Origin of the sequence: Streptococcus oralis subsp. dentisani (assembly GCF_007475365.1) — a bacterium.
In the GTDB taxonomy this organism is placed as follows: domain Bacteria; phylum Bacillota; class Bacilli; order Lactobacillales; family Streptococcaceae; genus Streptococcus; species Streptococcus mitis_AX.
On the sequence record NZ_CP034442.1, the window covers coordinates 353219 to 369696 of the forward strand.

At 41.8% G+C, this 16478-nt stretch carries 15 protein-coding genes; all 15 read left to right on the plus strand.

Going from position 1 to position 16478, the window contains the following annotated elements; translation table 11 throughout:
- Positions 1–73 precede the first annotated feature (73 nt).
- Positions 74–2161, plus strand: coding sequence for a type I DNA topoisomerase (gene topA / locus EJF26_RS01910; RefSeq protein WP_000179672.1), 2088 nt, complete (start codon positions 74–76; stop codon positions 2159–2161).
- A gap of 105 nt (positions 2162–2266) precedes the next feature.
- Positions 2267–2626, plus strand: coding sequence for a YbaN family protein (locus EJF26_RS01915; protein ID WP_001211119.1), 360 nt, complete (start codon positions 2267–2269; stop codon positions 2624–2626).
- A 93-nt stretch (positions 2627–2719) separates the two neighbouring features.
- Positions 2720–3352, plus strand: coding sequence for a copper homeostasis protein CutC (locus tag EJF26_RS01920; RefSeq protein WP_000638768.1), 633 nt, complete (start codon positions 2720–2722; stop codon positions 3350–3352).
- Between the two features lie 43 nt (positions 3353–3395).
- Positions 3396–4052 (plus strand): MmcQ/YjbR family DNA-binding protein, encoded by a 657-nt coding sequence (locus EJF26_RS01925; protein ID WP_000461560.1) that lies wholly within the window; start codon positions 3396–3398, stop codon positions 4050–4052.
- 314 nt (positions 4053–4366) lie between these two features.
- Positions 4367–5929, plus strand: coding sequence for a 2-isopropylmalate synthase (locus EJF26_RS01930; protein ID WP_001261077.1), 1563 nt, complete (start codon positions 4367–4369; stop codon positions 5927–5929).
- Between the two features lie 11 nt (positions 5930–5940).
- A complete protein-coding gene (gene leuB, locus EJF26_RS01935) occupies positions 5941–6978 on the plus strand; it encodes a 3-isopropylmalate dehydrogenase (RefSeq protein WP_000162511.1) in 1038 nt (345 codons plus the stop codon).
- Positions 6975–7244, plus strand: coding sequence for a DUF1294 domain-containing protein (locus EJF26_RS01940; protein ID WP_000700087.1), 270 nt, complete (start codon positions 6975–6977; stop codon positions 7242–7244). Before leuB ends, EJF26_RS01940 begins: the two co-directional genes overlap by 4 nt.
- A 3-nt stretch (positions 7245–7247) precedes the next feature.
- A complete protein-coding gene (gene leuC, locus EJF26_RS01945) occupies positions 7248–8630 on the plus strand; it encodes a 3-isopropylmalate dehydratase large subunit (protein ID WP_000907571.1) in 1383 nt (460 codons plus the stop codon).
- A gap of 9 nt (positions 8631–8639) precedes the next feature.
- The gene (gene leuD, locus EJF26_RS01950) at positions 8640–9233 is read left to right on the plus strand and encodes a 3-isopropylmalate dehydratase small subunit (protein ID WP_000410646.1); all 594 of its coding nucleotides are present in this window, start codon (positions 8640–8642) and stop codon (positions 9231–9233) included.
- Between the two features lie 25 nt (positions 9234–9258).
- On the plus strand, positions 9259–10038 hold the full coding sequence (locus EJF26_RS01955) for an L-threonylcarbamoyladenylate synthase (RefSeq protein ID WP_000160498.1): 780 nt from the start codon (positions 9259–9261) through the stop codon (positions 10036–10038).
- Positions 10039–10756: 718 nt separating this feature from the next.
- Positions 10757–12073: an SPFH domain-containing protein gene (locus EJF26_RS01960; RefSeq protein ID WP_000522980.1), complete on the plus strand. Its 1317-nt coding sequence runs from the start codon at positions 10757–10759 to the stop codon at positions 12071–12073.
- A gap of 48 nt (positions 12074–12121) precedes the next feature.
- Positions 12122–13207: a TFIIB-type zinc ribbon-containing protein gene (locus EJF26_RS01965; RefSeq protein ID WP_000774772.1), complete on the plus strand. Its 1086-nt coding sequence runs from the start codon at positions 12122–12124 to the stop codon at positions 13205–13207.
- A 10-nt stretch (positions 13208–13217) separates the two neighbouring features.
- Entirely contained in the window at positions 13218–14381 is a 1164-nt protein-coding gene (locus EJF26_RS01970; RefSeq protein WP_000976313.1) for a TPM domain-containing protein, read from the plus strand.
- Between the two features lie 66 nt (positions 14382–14447).
- Positions 14448–15170, plus strand: coding sequence for a hypothetical protein (locus EJF26_RS01975; protein WP_000732828.1), 723 nt, complete (start codon positions 14448–14450; stop codon positions 15168–15170).
- A 276-nt stretch (positions 15171–15446) separates the two neighbouring features.
- Entirely contained in the window at positions 15447–16433 is a 987-nt protein-coding gene (locus EJF26_RS01980) for a GMP reductase (RefSeq protein ID WP_000931168.1), read from the plus strand.
- Positions 16434–16478 lie beyond the last annotated feature (45 nt).

Consider the following 16478-nt stretch of genomic DNA (forward strand, 5'->3'; position numbering starts at 1 on the left):
AGTTAGGTCTTGACAGCTATAGAAAAATGGTTTACACTTTATAAAGTTTATTACTTTGAAAAGGTGTGATAGTGTGGCTACGGCAACAAAGAAGAAAAAATCAACAGTTAAAAAAAATCTAGTCATCGTGGAGTCGCCTGCTAAAGCGAAAACGATTGAGAAATATCTAGGCAGAAATTACAAAGTTTTAGCCAGTGTCGGGCATATCCGTGATTTGAAAAAATCCAGTATGTCAGTCGACATTGAAAATAACTATGAACCACAGTATATCAATATCCGAGGAAAAGGCCCTCTCATCAATGACTTAAAAAAAGAAGCTAAAAAGGCCAATAAAGTCTTTCTGGCGAGTGACCCGGACCGTGAAGGAGAAGCAATTTCCTGGCATTTGGCTCACATTCTCAACTTGGATGAGAATGATGACAACCGTGTAGTCTTTAATGAAATCACCAAAGACGCAGTAAAAAATGCCTTTAAAGAACCTCGTAAGATTGATATGGACTTGGTCGACGCCCAACAAGCTCGTCGAGTCTTAGACCGCTTGGTAGGGTATTCAATTTCGCCAATTTTGTGGAAAAAGGTCAAGAAGGGCTTATCAGCAGGGCGTGTGCAGTCAGTTGCCCTTAAGCTCATCATTGACCGTGAAAATGAAATCAATGCCTTCCAACCGGAAGAATACTGGACAATTGATGGTGTTTTTAAGAAGGGAACCAAGCAATTTCAGGCTTCATTCTATGGTATGAATGGCAAAAAGATGAAATTGACCACCAACGAAGAGGTCAAAGAAGTCTTGTCCCATTTGACTAGTAAAGATTTCACAGTTGACCAGGTAGATAAGAAAGAACGCAAACGCAATGCGCCCCTACCTTATACGACTTCAACCATGCAAATGGATGCGGCTAACAAAATTAATTTCCGTACTCGAAAGACCATGATGGTGGCTCAACAGCTCTATGAAGGGATCAATATCGGATCAGGCGTGCAAGGTTTGATTACCTATATGCGTACAGACTCGACTCGTATCAGTCCTGTGGCTCAGAACGAAGCGGCAAGCTACATTAACGACCGTTTTGGTAGCAAGTATTCCAAGCATGGTAGCAAGGTCAAGAATGCCTCAGGTGCTCAGGATGCCCACGAAGCCATTCGTCCATCTAGTGTCTTTAACACACCTGAAAGCATCGCTAAGTACTTGGACAAAGACCAGCTCAAACTTTATACCCTTATCTGGAACCGTTTTGTGGCAAGCCAGATGACAGGCGCTATCTTTGATACCATGGCTGTTAAGCTTTCTCAAAATGGAGTCCAATTCGCGGCAAATGGAAGCCAAGTTAAGTTTGATGGTTATCTTGCTATTTACAATGACTCTGACAAGAACAAGATGTTGCCAGATATGGCAGTAGGAGATGTGGTCAAGCAGGTCAATAGCAAGCCAGAGCAACATTTCACCCAACCACCTGCTCGCTATTCGGAAGCAACACTAATCAAGACTTTGGAGGAAAATGGGGTTGGACGCCCGTCAACCTATGCTCCGACCATTGAAACCATCCAAAAACGTTACTATGTTCGTTTGGCAGCCAAACGCTTTGAACCGACAGAACTGGGAGAAATTGTCAATAAACTTATTGTTGAATACTTCCCAGACATCGTCAATGTGACCTTCACAGCTGAGATGGAAGGGAAACTGGATGATGTCGAAGTTGGTAAAGAGCAGTGGCAACGTGTCATTGATGCCTTTTACAAACCATTCTCTAAAGAAGTGGCCAAGGCTGAATCCGAAATGGAAAAAATCCAGATCAAGGATGAGCCAGCTGGATTTGACTGTGAAGTTTGTGGCAGTCCAATGGTAATTAAGCTCGGTCGTTTTGGTAAATTCTATGCTTGTAGTAATTTCCCAGACTGTCGTCACACACAAGCGATTGTCAAAGAGATTGGTGTCGAGTGTCCAAGCTGCCATCAAGGACAAATCATCGAACGCAAAACCAAGCGCAATCGTATCTTCTATGGTTGCAACCGTTACCCAGAATGCGAATTTACTTCCTGGGACAAACCAATTGGACGTGATTGTCCGAAATGCGGACACTTCCTTGTGGAGAAAAAAGTTCGTGGTGGTGGCAAGCAGGTTGTATGTAGTAATGGTGACTACGAAGAGGAGAAGATTAAATAAAATGAAGAGTCCTGAAAATGAATTTCAGGCTCTTTTTAGTTTAAGCTTGACAAATTTCCTCATTTTGTGGGAAACTAGTAGAAGATTATTTTATTAGGAGAAGACATGCGCTTTATTTATCTTAGTTTTGGTTTTATTTCTTTGGCTCTAGCTCTTGTAGGTGTTGTCCTGCCGCTCTTACCAACAACTCCCTTTCTTTTGCTGTCTATCGCTTGCTTTTCAAAATCTTCTAAGCGTTTTGAAGACTGGCTTTATCATACAAAGCTTTATCAGACTTATGTAGCGGACTTTCGGGAAACCAAGTCAATCGCGCGTGAACGAAAGAAAAAAATTATCGTATCTATCTATATCTTGATGGGGATTTCTATTTATTTTGCCCCTCTTTTGCCACTCAAAATCGGTCTGGGAGCCTTAACTGTCTTTATCACCTACTATCTCTTTAAAGTCATTCCTGACAAAGAATAGATAAAAATAGTAGTTATTTACCTTGATAAAAATGAAAGCATATTTAAAATAATATGATATAATAAATTCAAAGAAAACATCAAGGAGAATCAAATGATTTACGAATTTTGCGCTGAAAATGTGACCTTGCTTGAAAAAGCGATGCAGGCTGGAGCTCATCGAATCGAACTTTGTGACAATCTAGCAGTTGGTGGGACAACACCAAGCTATGGAGTGACCAAGGCAGCGGTTGAACTGGCAGCTAACTATGATAGCACCATTATGACCATGATTCGTCCCCGTGGTGGCGACTTTGTCTATACTGATCTTGAAATAGCAATTATGCTGGAAGACATTCGTTTGACTGCGCAGGCTGGAAGTCAAGGGGTTGTATTTGGGGCTTTAACTGCTGATAAAAAGTTGGATAAGGCTAATCTTGAGAAGCTGATTGCCGCATCTAAAGGAATGGAAATCGTCTTCCACATGGCCTTTGATGAATTAAGCGATGAAGACCAGTTGGAAGCCATTGACTGGCTAAGTCAAGCTGGTGTCACTCGTATCTTGACTCGTGCTGGAGTGTCTGGGGACTCGCTAGAGAAACGTTTCGCTCACTATCAAAGAATTTTGGAACATGCTAAAGGTAAGATTGAAATTCTACCAGGTGGGGGGATTGACCTTGACAACCGTCAAACCTTTATCGATCAACTGGGTGTGACACAACTTCATGGAACCAAGGTTGTCTTTTAAAAAATAGAAAGGAACTGCTAGCTTTGGGTAGCAGTTTTCACATATGTTTGAAATTTTTAAATCCTATCAGTTTAATAAAGAAAAAGCCCATGCCTATGGTTTTGTAGAAAATGAGGAAGTCTGGACTTACAGTTGCCAGATTTTGCAGGGTGACTTTTTCATGACAGTCTCTATCACTACTGATGATGTGAGTTTTCAGGTCTTTGACCAGGAAACGGGCGACCTCTATCCTCAAGTACACATGGAAAGTATGCGGGGAAGTTTTGTCGGAAGTGTCCGTGATGCTTGTTTGGAAATTCTCTACCAGATTCGGAAGGCTTGTTTTGATGTGCAGGATTTTATCTGTCCTCAGACTAAGCGTATCATGGCTCAAGTTCAGGAAAAGTATGGTAATCAGTTGGAGTATCTGTGGGAAAAGTCGCCTGATACAGCTGTATTGCGCCATGAAGGCAATCAAAAGTGGTATGCTGTTTTAATGAGAATTCCTTGGGATAGGCTAGATAAGGGGAGAGAAGGGCTAGTGGAAGCAGTCAACCTCAAACATGACCAAGTAGCTACCTTGCTTTCGCAAAAGGGAATTTACCCAGCCTTTCATATGAACAAACGCTACTGGATTAGTCTGGCTCTTGATGGTACTTTATCTGATGAAGAAGTTCTAGATTTGCTGGAAACTAGTTGGAATTTGACTTTGAAAAAGTAAGGAAATTCCTTTGTATTTTCAAATACTTTTAATTAACAAAATATTCTTTACTGAAGAAATTTTCAGAAAATAATGGATTTTTTCTTGACAAGTGTTTTTGGCTATGCTAAAATACTAAACAAGATATCAAACGAAGGAGAAAGTCAAACATGAAAACAGCTAAGTTTAATCAATTTGCTTTGTTGTTGAGGTACTCGGGCTAGTGCAGAAGCATTAGTCCTGTTTGGCTTACCAAGCGGGAGTAAATCAACATCTCGCTTGGGTTCCCGAGCGAGATGTTTTTTTAAAACCACATTTGGAAAAGGGGAAATCTTATGCGAACAGTTGAATTTTTTGATACAAGTCTTCGTGATGGAGAACAAACTCCTGGTGTTAACTTCTCAATAAAGGAAAAAGTTTCCATTGCAAGGCAGCTGGAGAAATGGGGAATTTCTGTAATTGAAGCTGGTTTTCCTGCTGCTAGTCCAGATTCATTTATAGCCGTTCAAAAAATTGCTAGAGCCATGAAAAAAACAGCAGTGACAGGATTAGCTCGTTCTGTAAAATCTGATATTGATGCTTGTTATGAGGCTCTTAAGGATGCCAAGTATCCACAAATTCATGTCTTTATCGCTACCAGTCCGATTCACCGCAAGTATAAGCTCAATAAGAGTAAGGAAGAGATTTTAGAAGCTATTAAGGAGCATGTTTCTTATGCACGTTCTAAGTTTGAGGTTGTCGAGTTCTCTCCTGAAGATGCGACTAGAACAGAGTTGGATTTCCTCTTACAAGTCGTTCAAACAGCGGTCGATGCAGGTGCATCTTATATCAATATCCCTGACACAGTTGGCTTTACGACTCCAGAAGAGTTTGCACGCATCTTTGATCACTTGACTGAAAATATTAAATCAGATCATAAAGTTGTCTTTGGTGTTCACTGTCACGATGATCTCGGTATGGCAACTGCAAATACTTTGACAGCAATTAAACACGGTGCTGGACGTGTCCAGGGAACTATTAATGGTATTGGTGAACGCGCAGGTAATGTTGCTCTTGAAGAAGTAGCTGTTGCTTTGAAGATTCGTGAGGATTTCTTCCAAGCAACTAGTGATATTGTTTTGGATGAAACAATGAATACGTCAGAAATGGTTTCTCGCTTCTCTGGTATTCCAGTTCCTAAAAACAAGGCTGTCGTTGGTGGCAATGCCTTCTCTCACGAATCTGGTATTCACCAAGATGGAGTCCTTAAAAATCCTCTCACTTATGAGATCATCACTCCTGAATTGGTTGGTGTTAAGAGTAATAGTCTTCCGCTTGGAAAATTGTCTGGTCGCCATGCCTTTGTTGAAAAACTAAGAGAACTGGCCCTAGATTTTACAGAAGAGGATATCAAACCACTCTTCGCTAAGTTCAAGGCACTAGCGGACAAGAAACAAGAAATCACAGATGCAGATATTCGAGCTCTGGTAGCTGGAACCATGGTTGAAAACCCAGAAGGCTTCCACTTTGATGATTTGCAACTTCAAACCCATGCAGATAATGACATTGAAGCGCTCGTTAGCCTAGCTAATATGGATGGTGAAAAAGTCGAGTTCAATGCAACAGGGCAAGGTTCCGTTGAAGCGATCTTTAACGCTATCGATAAGTTCTTTAACCAATCTGTCCGCTTGGTGTCCTACACTATTGACGCGGTAACGGATGGAATTGATGCTCAAGCTCGGGTCTTGGTTACTGTTGAAAACAGAGATACAGAAACCATCTTTAACGCAGCAGGTCTTGATTTCGATGTATTGAAGGCTTCGGCTATTGCTTATATCAATGCCAATACTTTTGTTCAAAAAGAGAATGCAGGTGAGATGGGGCGTAGCGTTTCCTACCGAGACATGCCTAGTGTGTAAAGGAGAAGGCTATGACAAAGAAAATAGTAGCACTAGCAGGGGATGGAATCGGTCCAGAAATCATGGAAGCTGGTTTAGCAGTTCTGGAAGCTCTAGCTTCAAAAACAGGTTTTGACTATGAGATAGACAGACGCCCCTTTGGAGGTGCAGGTATTGATGCTGTGGGGCATCCCTTACCTGATGAAACCCTCAAGGCATGTAGAGAAGCAGATGCTATTCTCCTTGCGGCTATCGGTAGTCCTCAGTATGATGGGGCAGCGATTCGGCCTGAACAAAGCTTGCTGGCTCTTCGTAAGGAACTCAATCTCTATGCCAATATTCGACCTGTAAAGATTTTTGACAGTCTCAAGCATTTATCACCACTTAAACCAGAACGAATTGCTGGTGTAGACTTTGTCGTGGTACGTGAGTTGACAGGTGGGATTTACTTTGGAGATCATATTCTTGAAGATCGAAAAGCGCGTGATATCAACGACTACAGCTATGAGGAAGTAGAGCGGATTATTCGTAAGGCCTTTGAAATCGCAAGAAGTCGGAGAAAAATCCTTACCAGCATCGATAAGCAAAATGTTCTAGCGACATCAAAACTCTGGCGGAGAGTAGCTGAGGAAGTCGCGCAAGATTTCCCAGATGTTACCTTGGAACACCAGTTGGTGGACTCAGCTGCCATGCTTATGATTACCAATCCTGCTAAGTTCGATGTCATCGTGACGGAGAATCTTTTCGGAGATATCTTATCTGATGAATCAAGCGTTCTATCAGGCACTCTGGGTGTTATGCCATCAGCCAGTCATTCTGAAAAGGGGCCAAGTCTTTATGAGCCCATTCACGGTTCGGCACCTGATATTGCAGGTCAAGGAATTGCCAATCCTATCTCCATGATTTTGTCAGTTGCCATGATGTTGAGAGATAGTTTCGGACGTTATGAGGATGCAGAGCGTATCGAGCGTGCTGTTGAAACTAGTTTAGCGGCTGGTGTTTTAACTAGAGATATTGGAGGACAGGCTTCGACCAAGGAAATGACAGAAGCCATCATTGAAAGATTATGAAGATAAATGAAGGAATCACGCTTGCCCTCTTGATTTGGAATTTACTGATTTTCTTGATTTATGGCATTGACAAATCCAAGGCAAGGAGAGGTGCTTGGCGCATCCCAGAGAAAATCTTACTCATTTTAGCCCTTACTTGTGGTGGTTTTGGTGCCTGGTTGGCAGGAATCACCTTTCACCACAAGACTAGAAAATGGTATTTTAAAACAGTTTGGTTTCTCGGGATGGTGACCACACTAGTGGCCTTATATTTTATTTGGAGGTAATGGATGGCAGGAAAATCGATTTTTGATAAATTATGGGACCGCCATGTCATCACAGGAGAAGAAGGGCAACCCCAACTCATGTACGTGGATCAGCACTATATTCATGAGGTGACCAGTCCCCAAGCTTTTCAAGGATTACGAGATGCAGGTCGCAGATTGAGACGACCAGACTTGACATTTGGAACCTTTGATCATAATGTTCCGACTGTCAATATCTACGATATTCGAGATGTAATTTCTAAGGCCCAAATCGATAAGCTAGCTGAAAATGTTGAGGAGTTTGGGATTGAACATGCAGCTCATGGTTCTGAAAAGCAGGGAATCGTTCACATGGTAGGTCCAGAAACAGGACGGACGCAACCAGGAAAATTCATCGTCTGTGGAGACAGCCACACAGCTACTCACGGAGCTTTCGGAGCTATCGCTTTTGGGATTGGGACCAGTGAAGTCGAGCATGTCTTTGCTACACAGACCCTCTGGCAGGTTAAACCCAAGAAAATGTTGGTAGAATTCACTGGTGTTCCTCAAAAAGGAGTTTATTCTAAGGATTACATTTTAGCCTTGATTGCCAAGTATGGCGTTGCTTGTGGTGTAGGCTATGTGGTGGAATATCGTGGGCAAGCGATTGATGCTCTGACCATGGAAGAGAGAATGACTATCTGCAATATGTCTATCGAGTTTGGCTCTAAAATGGGAATCATGAATCCGGATCAGACGACTTATGACTATCTCAAGGGACGGGAATGCGTTCCCGAAGCTTTTGAGGAGGCTGTGGCGGATTGGAAAACCCTAGTCAGCGATGATGATGCTGTTTATGATAAGGTTATCCGGATGGATGTCTCAGACTTGGCTCCTATGGTGACCTGGGGAACCAATCCTGCTATGGGCGTCGACTTTGACAGTAGTTTTCCAGAAATTAAGGATATGAACGATGAACGAGCTTATCATTACATGAACTTGGAGCCTGGTCAAAAGCCAGCGGATATTGAGCTAGGCTATATTTTTATCGGGTCTTGTACCAATGCTCGGCTCAGTGACTTGCAACTGGCTGCGCGATTTGTCAAAGGGAAGAAGATTGCTCCCAATCTAACAGCAATCGTAGTGCCAGGCTCTCGTCCTGTCAAACGAGCTGCGGAGAAGTTGGGCTTGGATAAAGTATTCTTAGACGCTGGCTTTGAGTGGCGAGACCCTGGTTGCTCAATGTGCCTAGGGATGAATCCTGACAAGGTCCCTGATGGGGTCCACTGTGCCTCAACCAGTAACCGCAACTTTGAAGACAGACAAGGATTTGGTGCTAAAACCCATCTCTGCAGTCCAGCCATGGCAGCGGCGGCAGCTATTGCAGGGCGTTTCGTAGATGTTCGGCAAATGCCAGAGGCCCAGTAAGGAGAGGATATGGAGAAATTTACAGTTTATACGGGAACGACCGTTCCTCTTATGAATGATAACATTGATACTGACCAAATCCTCCCCAAGCAGTTTCTCAAGTTGATTGATAAAAAAGGCTTTGGTAAGTACCTCATGTATGCTTGGCGTTATCTGGACGATAACTACACTGAGAATCCAGACTTTGTCTTTAACCGACCTGAATATCGTAAAGCCAGTATCCTCATCTCAGGGGATAACTTTGGGGCAGGTTCTTCGAGAGAACACGCAGCTTGGGCACTAGCTGACTATGGTTTTAAGGTCGTGATTGCAGGATCTTTCGGGGACATTCATTACAATAATGAACTCAATAATGGTATGTTGCCTATCGTTCAGCCCAAGGAGGTTAGAGAGAAACTAGCCCAGCTAAAACCAACCGACCAGGTAACTGTGGACTTGGAACAACAAATAATCATCTCACCAGTTGGAGAATTCTCCTTTGAGATCGACAGTGAGTGGAAACACAAGCTCTTAAATGGTTTGGATGATATCGGTATTACTTTGCAGTATGAAGACTTGATTGCTGCCTATGAAAAACAACGACCAGCCTACTGGCAGGATTAGAAAAAATAGAAAAGGAAATAGAACTATGACAAAACACATTCAATGGAACGGAACACTTTCTCAAGAAGGCTATGACATTTTAAAAGGTGAGGGCGGATGTATTGTTTGTCCTACAAAAGTTGGTTACATTATCATGACTAGCGACAAGGCAGGTCTTGAACGTAAGTTCGCAGCCAAAGAACGTAACCGTAACAAACCAGGTGTTGTACTTTGTGGAAGCATGGACGAGCTTCGTGCTCTAGCACAACTTAACCCAGAAATTGAAGCCTTCTACCAAAAACATTGGGACGAAGACATTCTCCTCGGTTGTATCCTTCCATGGAAACCAGAAGCTTTTGAAAAACTTAAAGCATACGGTGATGGCCGTGAAGAGCTCATGACAGACGTTCGTGGTACTAGCTGTTTTGTCATCAAGTTTGGTAAAGCTGGTGAACAGTTGGCTGCTAAACTTTGGGAAGAAGGTAAAATGGTCTACGCCTCATCAGCTAACCCATCTGGTAAAGGAAATCGCGGTAAGGTGGAAGGTATCGGAGAACGTATCGAAGGAGCAGTGGACCTTGTCATCGAGGCAGACGACTACGTGGCATCCATCCAACCTGACAAAACAATCGAAACTCGCTACGAGCAAGGTGTGATGGTTTCTATGGTCGATAAGGACGGAAAACTCATCCCAGAACAAGGAGGAGCACGTTCAACTTCACCAGCACCGGTTGTAATCCGTAAAGGGCTTGACATTGATAAAATCATGATGCACCTGTCAGATACCTTTAACTCATGGGACTACCGTCAGGGTGAATATTATTAAGCTGAGTAGCCCCTAAACGGCTATCCTTTCACATGTTTTTATATATAGTGATTTCTGAGAATTAATTAGACATAATGAAAACAATCGTCTAAAATTTTTAAAAATTCAGTATAGAACATGCAAAATCCTAGAAAAAAAGGTAAAACAAGGATAGAAATTGGTAGCGGTTACATTTTAAAGTGAGTTTGAAGTAAGGTGGTTTATTAGTGGAATTTATCATTAGGAGACCCTGATTTATACAGATTACCATTCGCTTAATGTAACTCATAATATATAAAGACTAAGTGGCATTTGAGTGCTTAAAAGTCCAAGATACTGTTTAAGAGGTTTTACGAGTAGTTTGTCTACTGAAAACAAGTTGATAGAACCTCACCATCATCATATAAATATTAGAATTATCCATTTAACGTCGTTCTTTTGCTTTCTACACTCTCCTTGTTAGCTTACTGAGAGTTGTAGCTGATGACAGCTAGAATTATACTGTAAGTGGCTCATTTAGACTCCCTTCGCATGTTTTGCTACTTGCAGTCGGGGTTTAAGTGGGCTTTTTTGAGTTATAATTGATTAGTTATCAACAATATTTTTAATAGTCGATATGCCTAGAATCGCTCATACCAGTAATCACAATGAATGGGAGGTGGAAAGGATTATTTAAATAGAAAGGCGGTAGGCAAGTGAGTTATTAATGGCTCACTGATAAAAAGAAAAGAGGCGCATTATGGGACTTATTAGAGCAGGTGCAGGAGCTGTAGGTGGTTTATTAGCCGATCAATGGAAAGAATTTTTCTATTGTGAGTCTATGGACAAATCTGTCATGGTTGTCAAAGGCCAAAAGAGGGTATCTGGACGTTCATCCAATACCAAGGGTAGTGATAATATTATTTCCAATGGTTCAGGTATTGCGGTAGCTGATGGTCAGTGTATGATGATTGTTGAGCAAGGTAAGGTTGTAGAGGTTTGTGCCGAACCAGGTGAGTTCACTTATGATGCCTCCAGTGAACCAAGTATTTTTACAGGAAATCTTGGAAATTCTATCAAGGATACTTTCAAACAAATTGGGAAACGTTTCACTTATGGAGGCGATACTGGCAAAGATCAGCGTATTTATTATTTTAATACAAAAGAATTGATTGATAATAAATTCGGTACACCAAACCCAATTCCATTTCGTGTGGTAGATTCTAAGATTGGTTTAGACCTTGACGTTTCTGTTCGATGCTCAGGTGTTTATTCTTACAAGATTGTTGACCCGCTTTTATTTTATACAAATGTTTGTGGAAATGTTGAAAGAGAGTATTTGCGTGAAGAAATTGACTCACAGTTGAAAACTGAATTTATCAGCGCCTTGCAACCTTCTTTTGCTAAGTTATCTGATATGGAATTGAGACCGAATCAAATTGTCAGCCACAATACAGAATTAGAAAATGCCCTCAATGAAACTCTCTCAGAAAAATGGGGTCAACTTCGTGGTCTTAAAGTCATTAGCATTGCACTCGGCTCTGTTACTCTCCCAGAAGAAGATGCCGAAATGATTAAGCAGGCTCAACGTACTGCTATTATGAAAGATCCGACTATGGCGGCCGCAACCTTAGTTGGTGCACAGGCAGACGCTATGAAGGCAGCCGCAAGCAATGAAGCAGGAGCTATGACTGGATTTATGGGCTTTGGCATGGCAGCCAATGCAGGCGGTGGCATGAATGCACAAAATCTCTTTGCTATGGGACAAGAACAGGCTGCTAACCAAGCACAAGCAACCAATCAAGCAGCAACTGCCACTCCGAATGTCAATAAGTGGATTTGTCCAAATGGACATGAGGCTATGGGCAAATTCTGTCCAGAGTGTGGCAGTCCAAAACCAGTGGACAATAGCTGGACTTGTTCATGTGGCACAGTAAATACAGGTAAATTCTGTTCAAATTGTGGCAGTCCAAAACCGATAGTTCATCAAGCAAAACATTGTAGTAACTGTGGTTGGAAAGTTCCAGATTCTGGCCAGGCACCGAAATTCTGTCCTGAATGCGGGTCAACGTTTTAGAACAGGACAACTCTAGATTGGCTTAGTGTCGGGAGAGGAGATGATGACATGGCTGATAATTTAGAATACAAATGTCCTTGTTACGGTGGTGCTTTAGCCTTTGATACGAAAATCCAAAAAATGAAGTGTCCTTACTGTGACTCTGAATATGAAATGGAAAGTCTCAAGCACATGGACGAGCATTTGGATGAAGCCCAGTCTGTTTCAGAGCCATCTCTAGCAACGGATTCTGCTACAGAATGGCAAGAGGATGATGAACAGCTGAACGTCTTTATTTGCAATTCCTGTGGTGGACAATTGATTGCTGATGAAAATACTGCTGCGACAACTTGCCCTTATTGTGACAATCCAGTTGTTCTCAAGGAACGTCTGGTAGGTGATTTGAAACCAGAGTTGGTTATTCCGTTTAAACTGGATAAAAAAGCTGCCAGAGAAGCGCTTAACAAGCACCTTCTCGGCAAGCGTTTATTGCCAAAAATTTTTAAGGATCAGAACCATATTGATGAAGTAAAGGGTGTTTACGTGCCATTTTGGTTATTTAATACAGAAGCGGATGCGGATATTAAGTACAAAGCAACTAGGATAACGACTTGGAGTGACAAAGATTACAATTACACCCAAACTGAATTTTACTCTGTCCTTCGTTCTGGTCAGTTAGCCTTTTCTCATCTACCTGTTGACGGTTCTAAAAGTATGGACAATACCTTGATGGAATCCATTGAACCTTTTGATGTTTCAAAAGCAGTTGACTTTCAAACAGCCTATTTAGCAGGTTATTTGGCCGAGCGTTATGATGTGACGGCAGAAGAAAGTATCACCCATGCTAATAAACGGGCTAAAAGGAGTACTGAAGATAGATTTGCGGAAACAGTTAAAGGCTTTACAATGGTAACTCCAGAAAGTAGCCATGTTGAGTTTAAAAATAGCAAAGCCAAGTATGTCCTTTATCCAGTCTGGTTGTTAAACACAACTTGGAATAATGAGAAGTACGTTTTTGCTATGAATGGTCAAACAGGAAAATTTGTAGGTAATCTTCCCTTGGATAAACGAGTCTACTGGCGCTATTTTATGACGATTGCAGCATTTACTTCTACTGTTTGCTATGGCATTGTTTGGTTGATTTATCTAATGTAAGGAGGAAGATATGATGAAAAAACTACTATCATTCCTTCTTGCGGTTTTTCTCGCTTTTACCTTGATTGGGATTGTGTCAGCTGACATGTCAAGTCAAACTTTAATTTATGATGAGGCCGGCCTCCTATCATCCAATGAGAAAAGCAAACTAGAAGAAGAAGCACAAGCTATTTACAAAGAGCATCAGTTCAAATCTTATCTGCTCATTGCTGACACTTATGATGATGTAACTCAATATACAACGGATTTCTTCAAGAAAGGGAAGGAAGATGCTATTCTTCTGATAATAGGGAAGTCTAAAGATTATAGAACTATCTGCTACAAGGGAAAAGCAAAAGAGCTTCTGGGAGATTTTTGGGATACCTTTATCAAAGGAGTTTATCATAGCAATAGTAGTTGGTATGACAGTGCCCACCGTAGTTTGACTGCTATTGCTGCTAAGTTTGGACCCCTGAAGCGTCTCGTGGATGAAGCGGATTTACTGAGTGATGCAGAAGAAAAAGATTTATTAAGTAAACTTGATGAGATTAGTGAGCGGCAGAAATGTGACCTTGTTATTGTGACTGTCAAGGATCTGGGAGGGAAGACACCAGAAGCCTTTGCAGATGATTATTTTGACTATAATGGTTATGGTCAGGGTGAGGACTATAGTGGTTTATTGTTGTTGTTAAGTATGAAGGAACGGGATTGGCATATCACCACAACAGGTTATGCGATTCGAGCATTTACCGATGCAGGTTTAGAATATATGTCTGATCGGTTCGTTCCGAAACTAAGCAACGGAGAATATGAGCAAGCATTTAGCAGTTTTGCAGAACTGAGCGATAAGTTCTTAACGCAGGCTAAGACAGATAAACCTTATGACAAAGGGAATCTTCCTAAGGAACCGCTAAGTTGGATATGGGTGCCCCTATCTCTAGGTGTAGGTCTTGTCACAGCCTTTGTAGTTGTTTCAAGTATGGCTGGCCAACTCAAAAGTGTTGAGCCAGATGTGGCAGCGACAAATTATATTGTAGAAAATAGTCTTACTGTCACTCAAGCAGAAGAAAAGTTTCTATATAAAACGGTTGATAAGGTGGCGCGTCCCAAAGAGAGTAAATCTTCTTCTGGAGGTAGCAGTACTCACACATCTTCATCAGGAAGAACTCACGGTGGTGCAGGAGGCAAGTTTTAATTAGAAGTAGATGAGTGAATGAGATAGACTTTCAAATCTATTTTAGGGGAAAGGGAAGGTTTCAAAATGAAAAAATTATTTAGCTTGATATTGGCACTTCTGTTACTTATCACGCTTGGAGCTTGTGGAAAATCAGGTGGAAGAGCGGACGATGCCTTAGTGGGCAAATACGTAGCTGTTAGTGGAACGGCCATGGGAGTAACCCTCTCTGGTGATGATATGGCTGGCTTCAAACTCGAATTGATGAGTGGAGGCAAGGCGAAACTAAACGTAGAAGGAACAACTGCAGAAGGTAAATGGAAAAATGATGATAACACGTTAACTCTTACTATTGAAAATACTGATATGGTTGGCAAGCTTGGTAAGGATACGATTACATTTGAAAGCATCTTGAAAGAGCTTGTCGGAACTTCAATGGATGTGAAACTTGCAAAAGAAGGAACAGATGCAGCCAAACCTGAGAACTTCTTACCAGAAGAAGAGAAAGCCCTCTTAGGAGACTGGGTAGGCGCGTCTGTAGCGGATGTAATGGATGCAGACGCATCTGGAGAAATAGCACCAGATTCCTTGAAGGCGACTTTAAAGGCAGATCATACTGCTACAATCACCTATAAAGGAGAAGTAATTGCCACTCCTAAATGGAGTTATGTGACGGGTACCATTATATTTGACGGTAAGGTTGCTGGAAATGCGAGTCTATACAGCGAACAAAAAGATGGGGTCTTTAAAATAACTTATAGCGGAGATAAGTATTATACCTTTACAATGAAATCATCTAAAGGAGATTAGAATAATAAATGGGCTAAATCAGTGCGGTGATGGTATGGAACTGTCATCGCACTTTTGGATTGGCTAAGGTAGTTATCAACTATAATTTACGAATCTAATAATTTTTAGTGATTTTCAGAAGATTTTGATTGCGATAAAAACGAACGTTTACAGAAGGTTTGTTTTAAAAATTGACAAAACCTGTACTTTGGTGTAGAATTAGTTAAGGAAACGTCGGAAAAGGCGTAGTGATGCGAAGGCATAGGTAGGTCATTACAAAAGAAACGAGACATCGATATGTTAAATGAATTTCCAATTTTTGATTACGAAGATATTCAGTTGATCCCTAATAAATGTGTCATTAAAAGCCGTGCAGAAGCGGATACAAGTGTCACACTTGGAAATCACACTTTCAAACTACCTGTTGTGCCAGCAAATATGCAGACGATTTTGGATGAGAATGTTGCAGAGCAATTGGCTAAAGGCGGATACTTCTACATTATGCACCGTTTTGATGAGGCGGGGCGCATTCCTTTTATCAAGCGCATGCACGACCAGGGCCTCATTGCTTCCATTTCTGTCGGTGTCAAGGATTACGAGTATGACTTTGTTAGTCAGCTCAAGGCTGATGCTCCTGAATATATCACGATTGACATCGCTCATGGACATGCTGATAGCGTGATTTCTATGATTCAACACATCAAGAAGGAATTACCAGAAACTTTTGTCATTGCTGGGAATGTAGGGACACCAGAAGCTGTGCGTGAATTGGAAAATGCTGGTGCGGATGCAACTAAGGTTGGAATCGGTCCTGGTAAGGTTTGTATCACCAAGGTCAAGACTGGTTTTGGTACAGGCGGTTGGCAATTGGCTGCCCTACGCTGGTGTGCCAAGGCTGCGCGTAAACCGATTATTGCTGATGGTGGGATTCGTACTCATGGTGATATTGCCAAGTCAATCCGTTTCGGTGCTAGCATGGTCATGATTGGTTCCCTATTTGCAGGACATATCGAAAGCCCAGGAAAGACGATTGAAGTCGACGGCGAACAGTTCAAAGAATACTATGGTTCAGCTTCACAATATCAAAAGGGTGCTTATAAAAACGTGGAAGGAAAACGCATCTTACTTCCTGCAAAAGGGCATTTGCAAGATACCCTTACCGAGATGGAGCAAGATCTGCAGAGTGCCATTTCCTACGCAGGGGGACGCAAGGTTGCTGACCTCAAGCACGTTGATTATGTTATCGTGAAAAACTCTATCTGGAACGGGGATGCTTCCCACTAATGGACGCATACTCCATCCATAAAAAACTTGTTATTAAAGCAAATT

Coding starts and splice junctions, on each gene's coding strand:
- EJF26_RS01915 (WP_001211119.1), top strand. CDS start 2,267: ATGCGCTTTATTTATCTTAGTTTTGGTTTTATTTCTTTGGCTCTAGCT.
- EJF26_RS01920 (WP_000638768.1), top strand. CDS start 2,720: ATGATTTACGAATTTTGCGCTGAAAATGTGACCTTGCTTGAAAAAGCG.
- EJF26_RS01925 (WP_000461560.1), top strand. CDS start 3,396: ATGTTTGAAATTTTTAAATCCTATCAGTTTAATAAAGAAAAAGCCCAT.
- EJF26_RS01930 (WP_001261077.1), top strand. CDS start 4,367: ATGCGAACAGTTGAATTTTTTGATACAAGTCTTCGTGATGGAGAACAA.
- leuB (WP_000162511.1), top strand. CDS start 5,941: ATGACAAAGAAAATAGTAGCACTAGCAGGGGATGGAATCGGTCCAGAA.
- EJF26_RS01940 (WP_000700087.1), top strand. CDS start 6,975: ATGAAGATAAATGAAGGAATCACGCTTGCCCTCTTGATTTGGAATTTA.
- leuC (WP_000907571.1), top strand. CDS start 7,248: ATGGCAGGAAAATCGATTTTTGATAAATTATGGGACCGCCATGTCATC.
- leuD (WP_000410646.1), top strand. CDS start 8,640: ATGGAGAAATTTACAGTTTATACGGGAACGACCGTTCCTCTTATGAAT.
- EJF26_RS01955 (WP_000160498.1), top strand. CDS start 9,259: ATGACAAAACACATTCAATGGAACGGAACACTTTCTCAAGAAGGCTAT.
- EJF26_RS01960 (WP_000522980.1), top strand. CDS start 10,757: ATGGGACTTATTAGAGCAGGTGCAGGAGCTGTAGGTGGTTTATTAGCC.
- EJF26_RS01965 (WP_000774772.1), top strand. CDS start 12,122: ATGGCTGATAATTTAGAATACAAATGTCCTTGTTACGGTGGTGCTTTA.
- EJF26_RS01970 (WP_000976313.1), top strand. CDS start 13,218: ATGATGAAAAAACTACTATCATTCCTTCTTGCGGTTTTTCTCGCTTTT.
- EJF26_RS01975 (WP_000732828.1), top strand. CDS start 14,448: ATGAAAAAATTATTTAGCTTGATATTGGCACTTCTGTTACTTATCACG.
- EJF26_RS01980 (WP_000931168.1), top strand. CDS start 15,447: ATGTTAAATGAATTTCCAATTTTTGATTACGAAGATATTCAGTTGATC.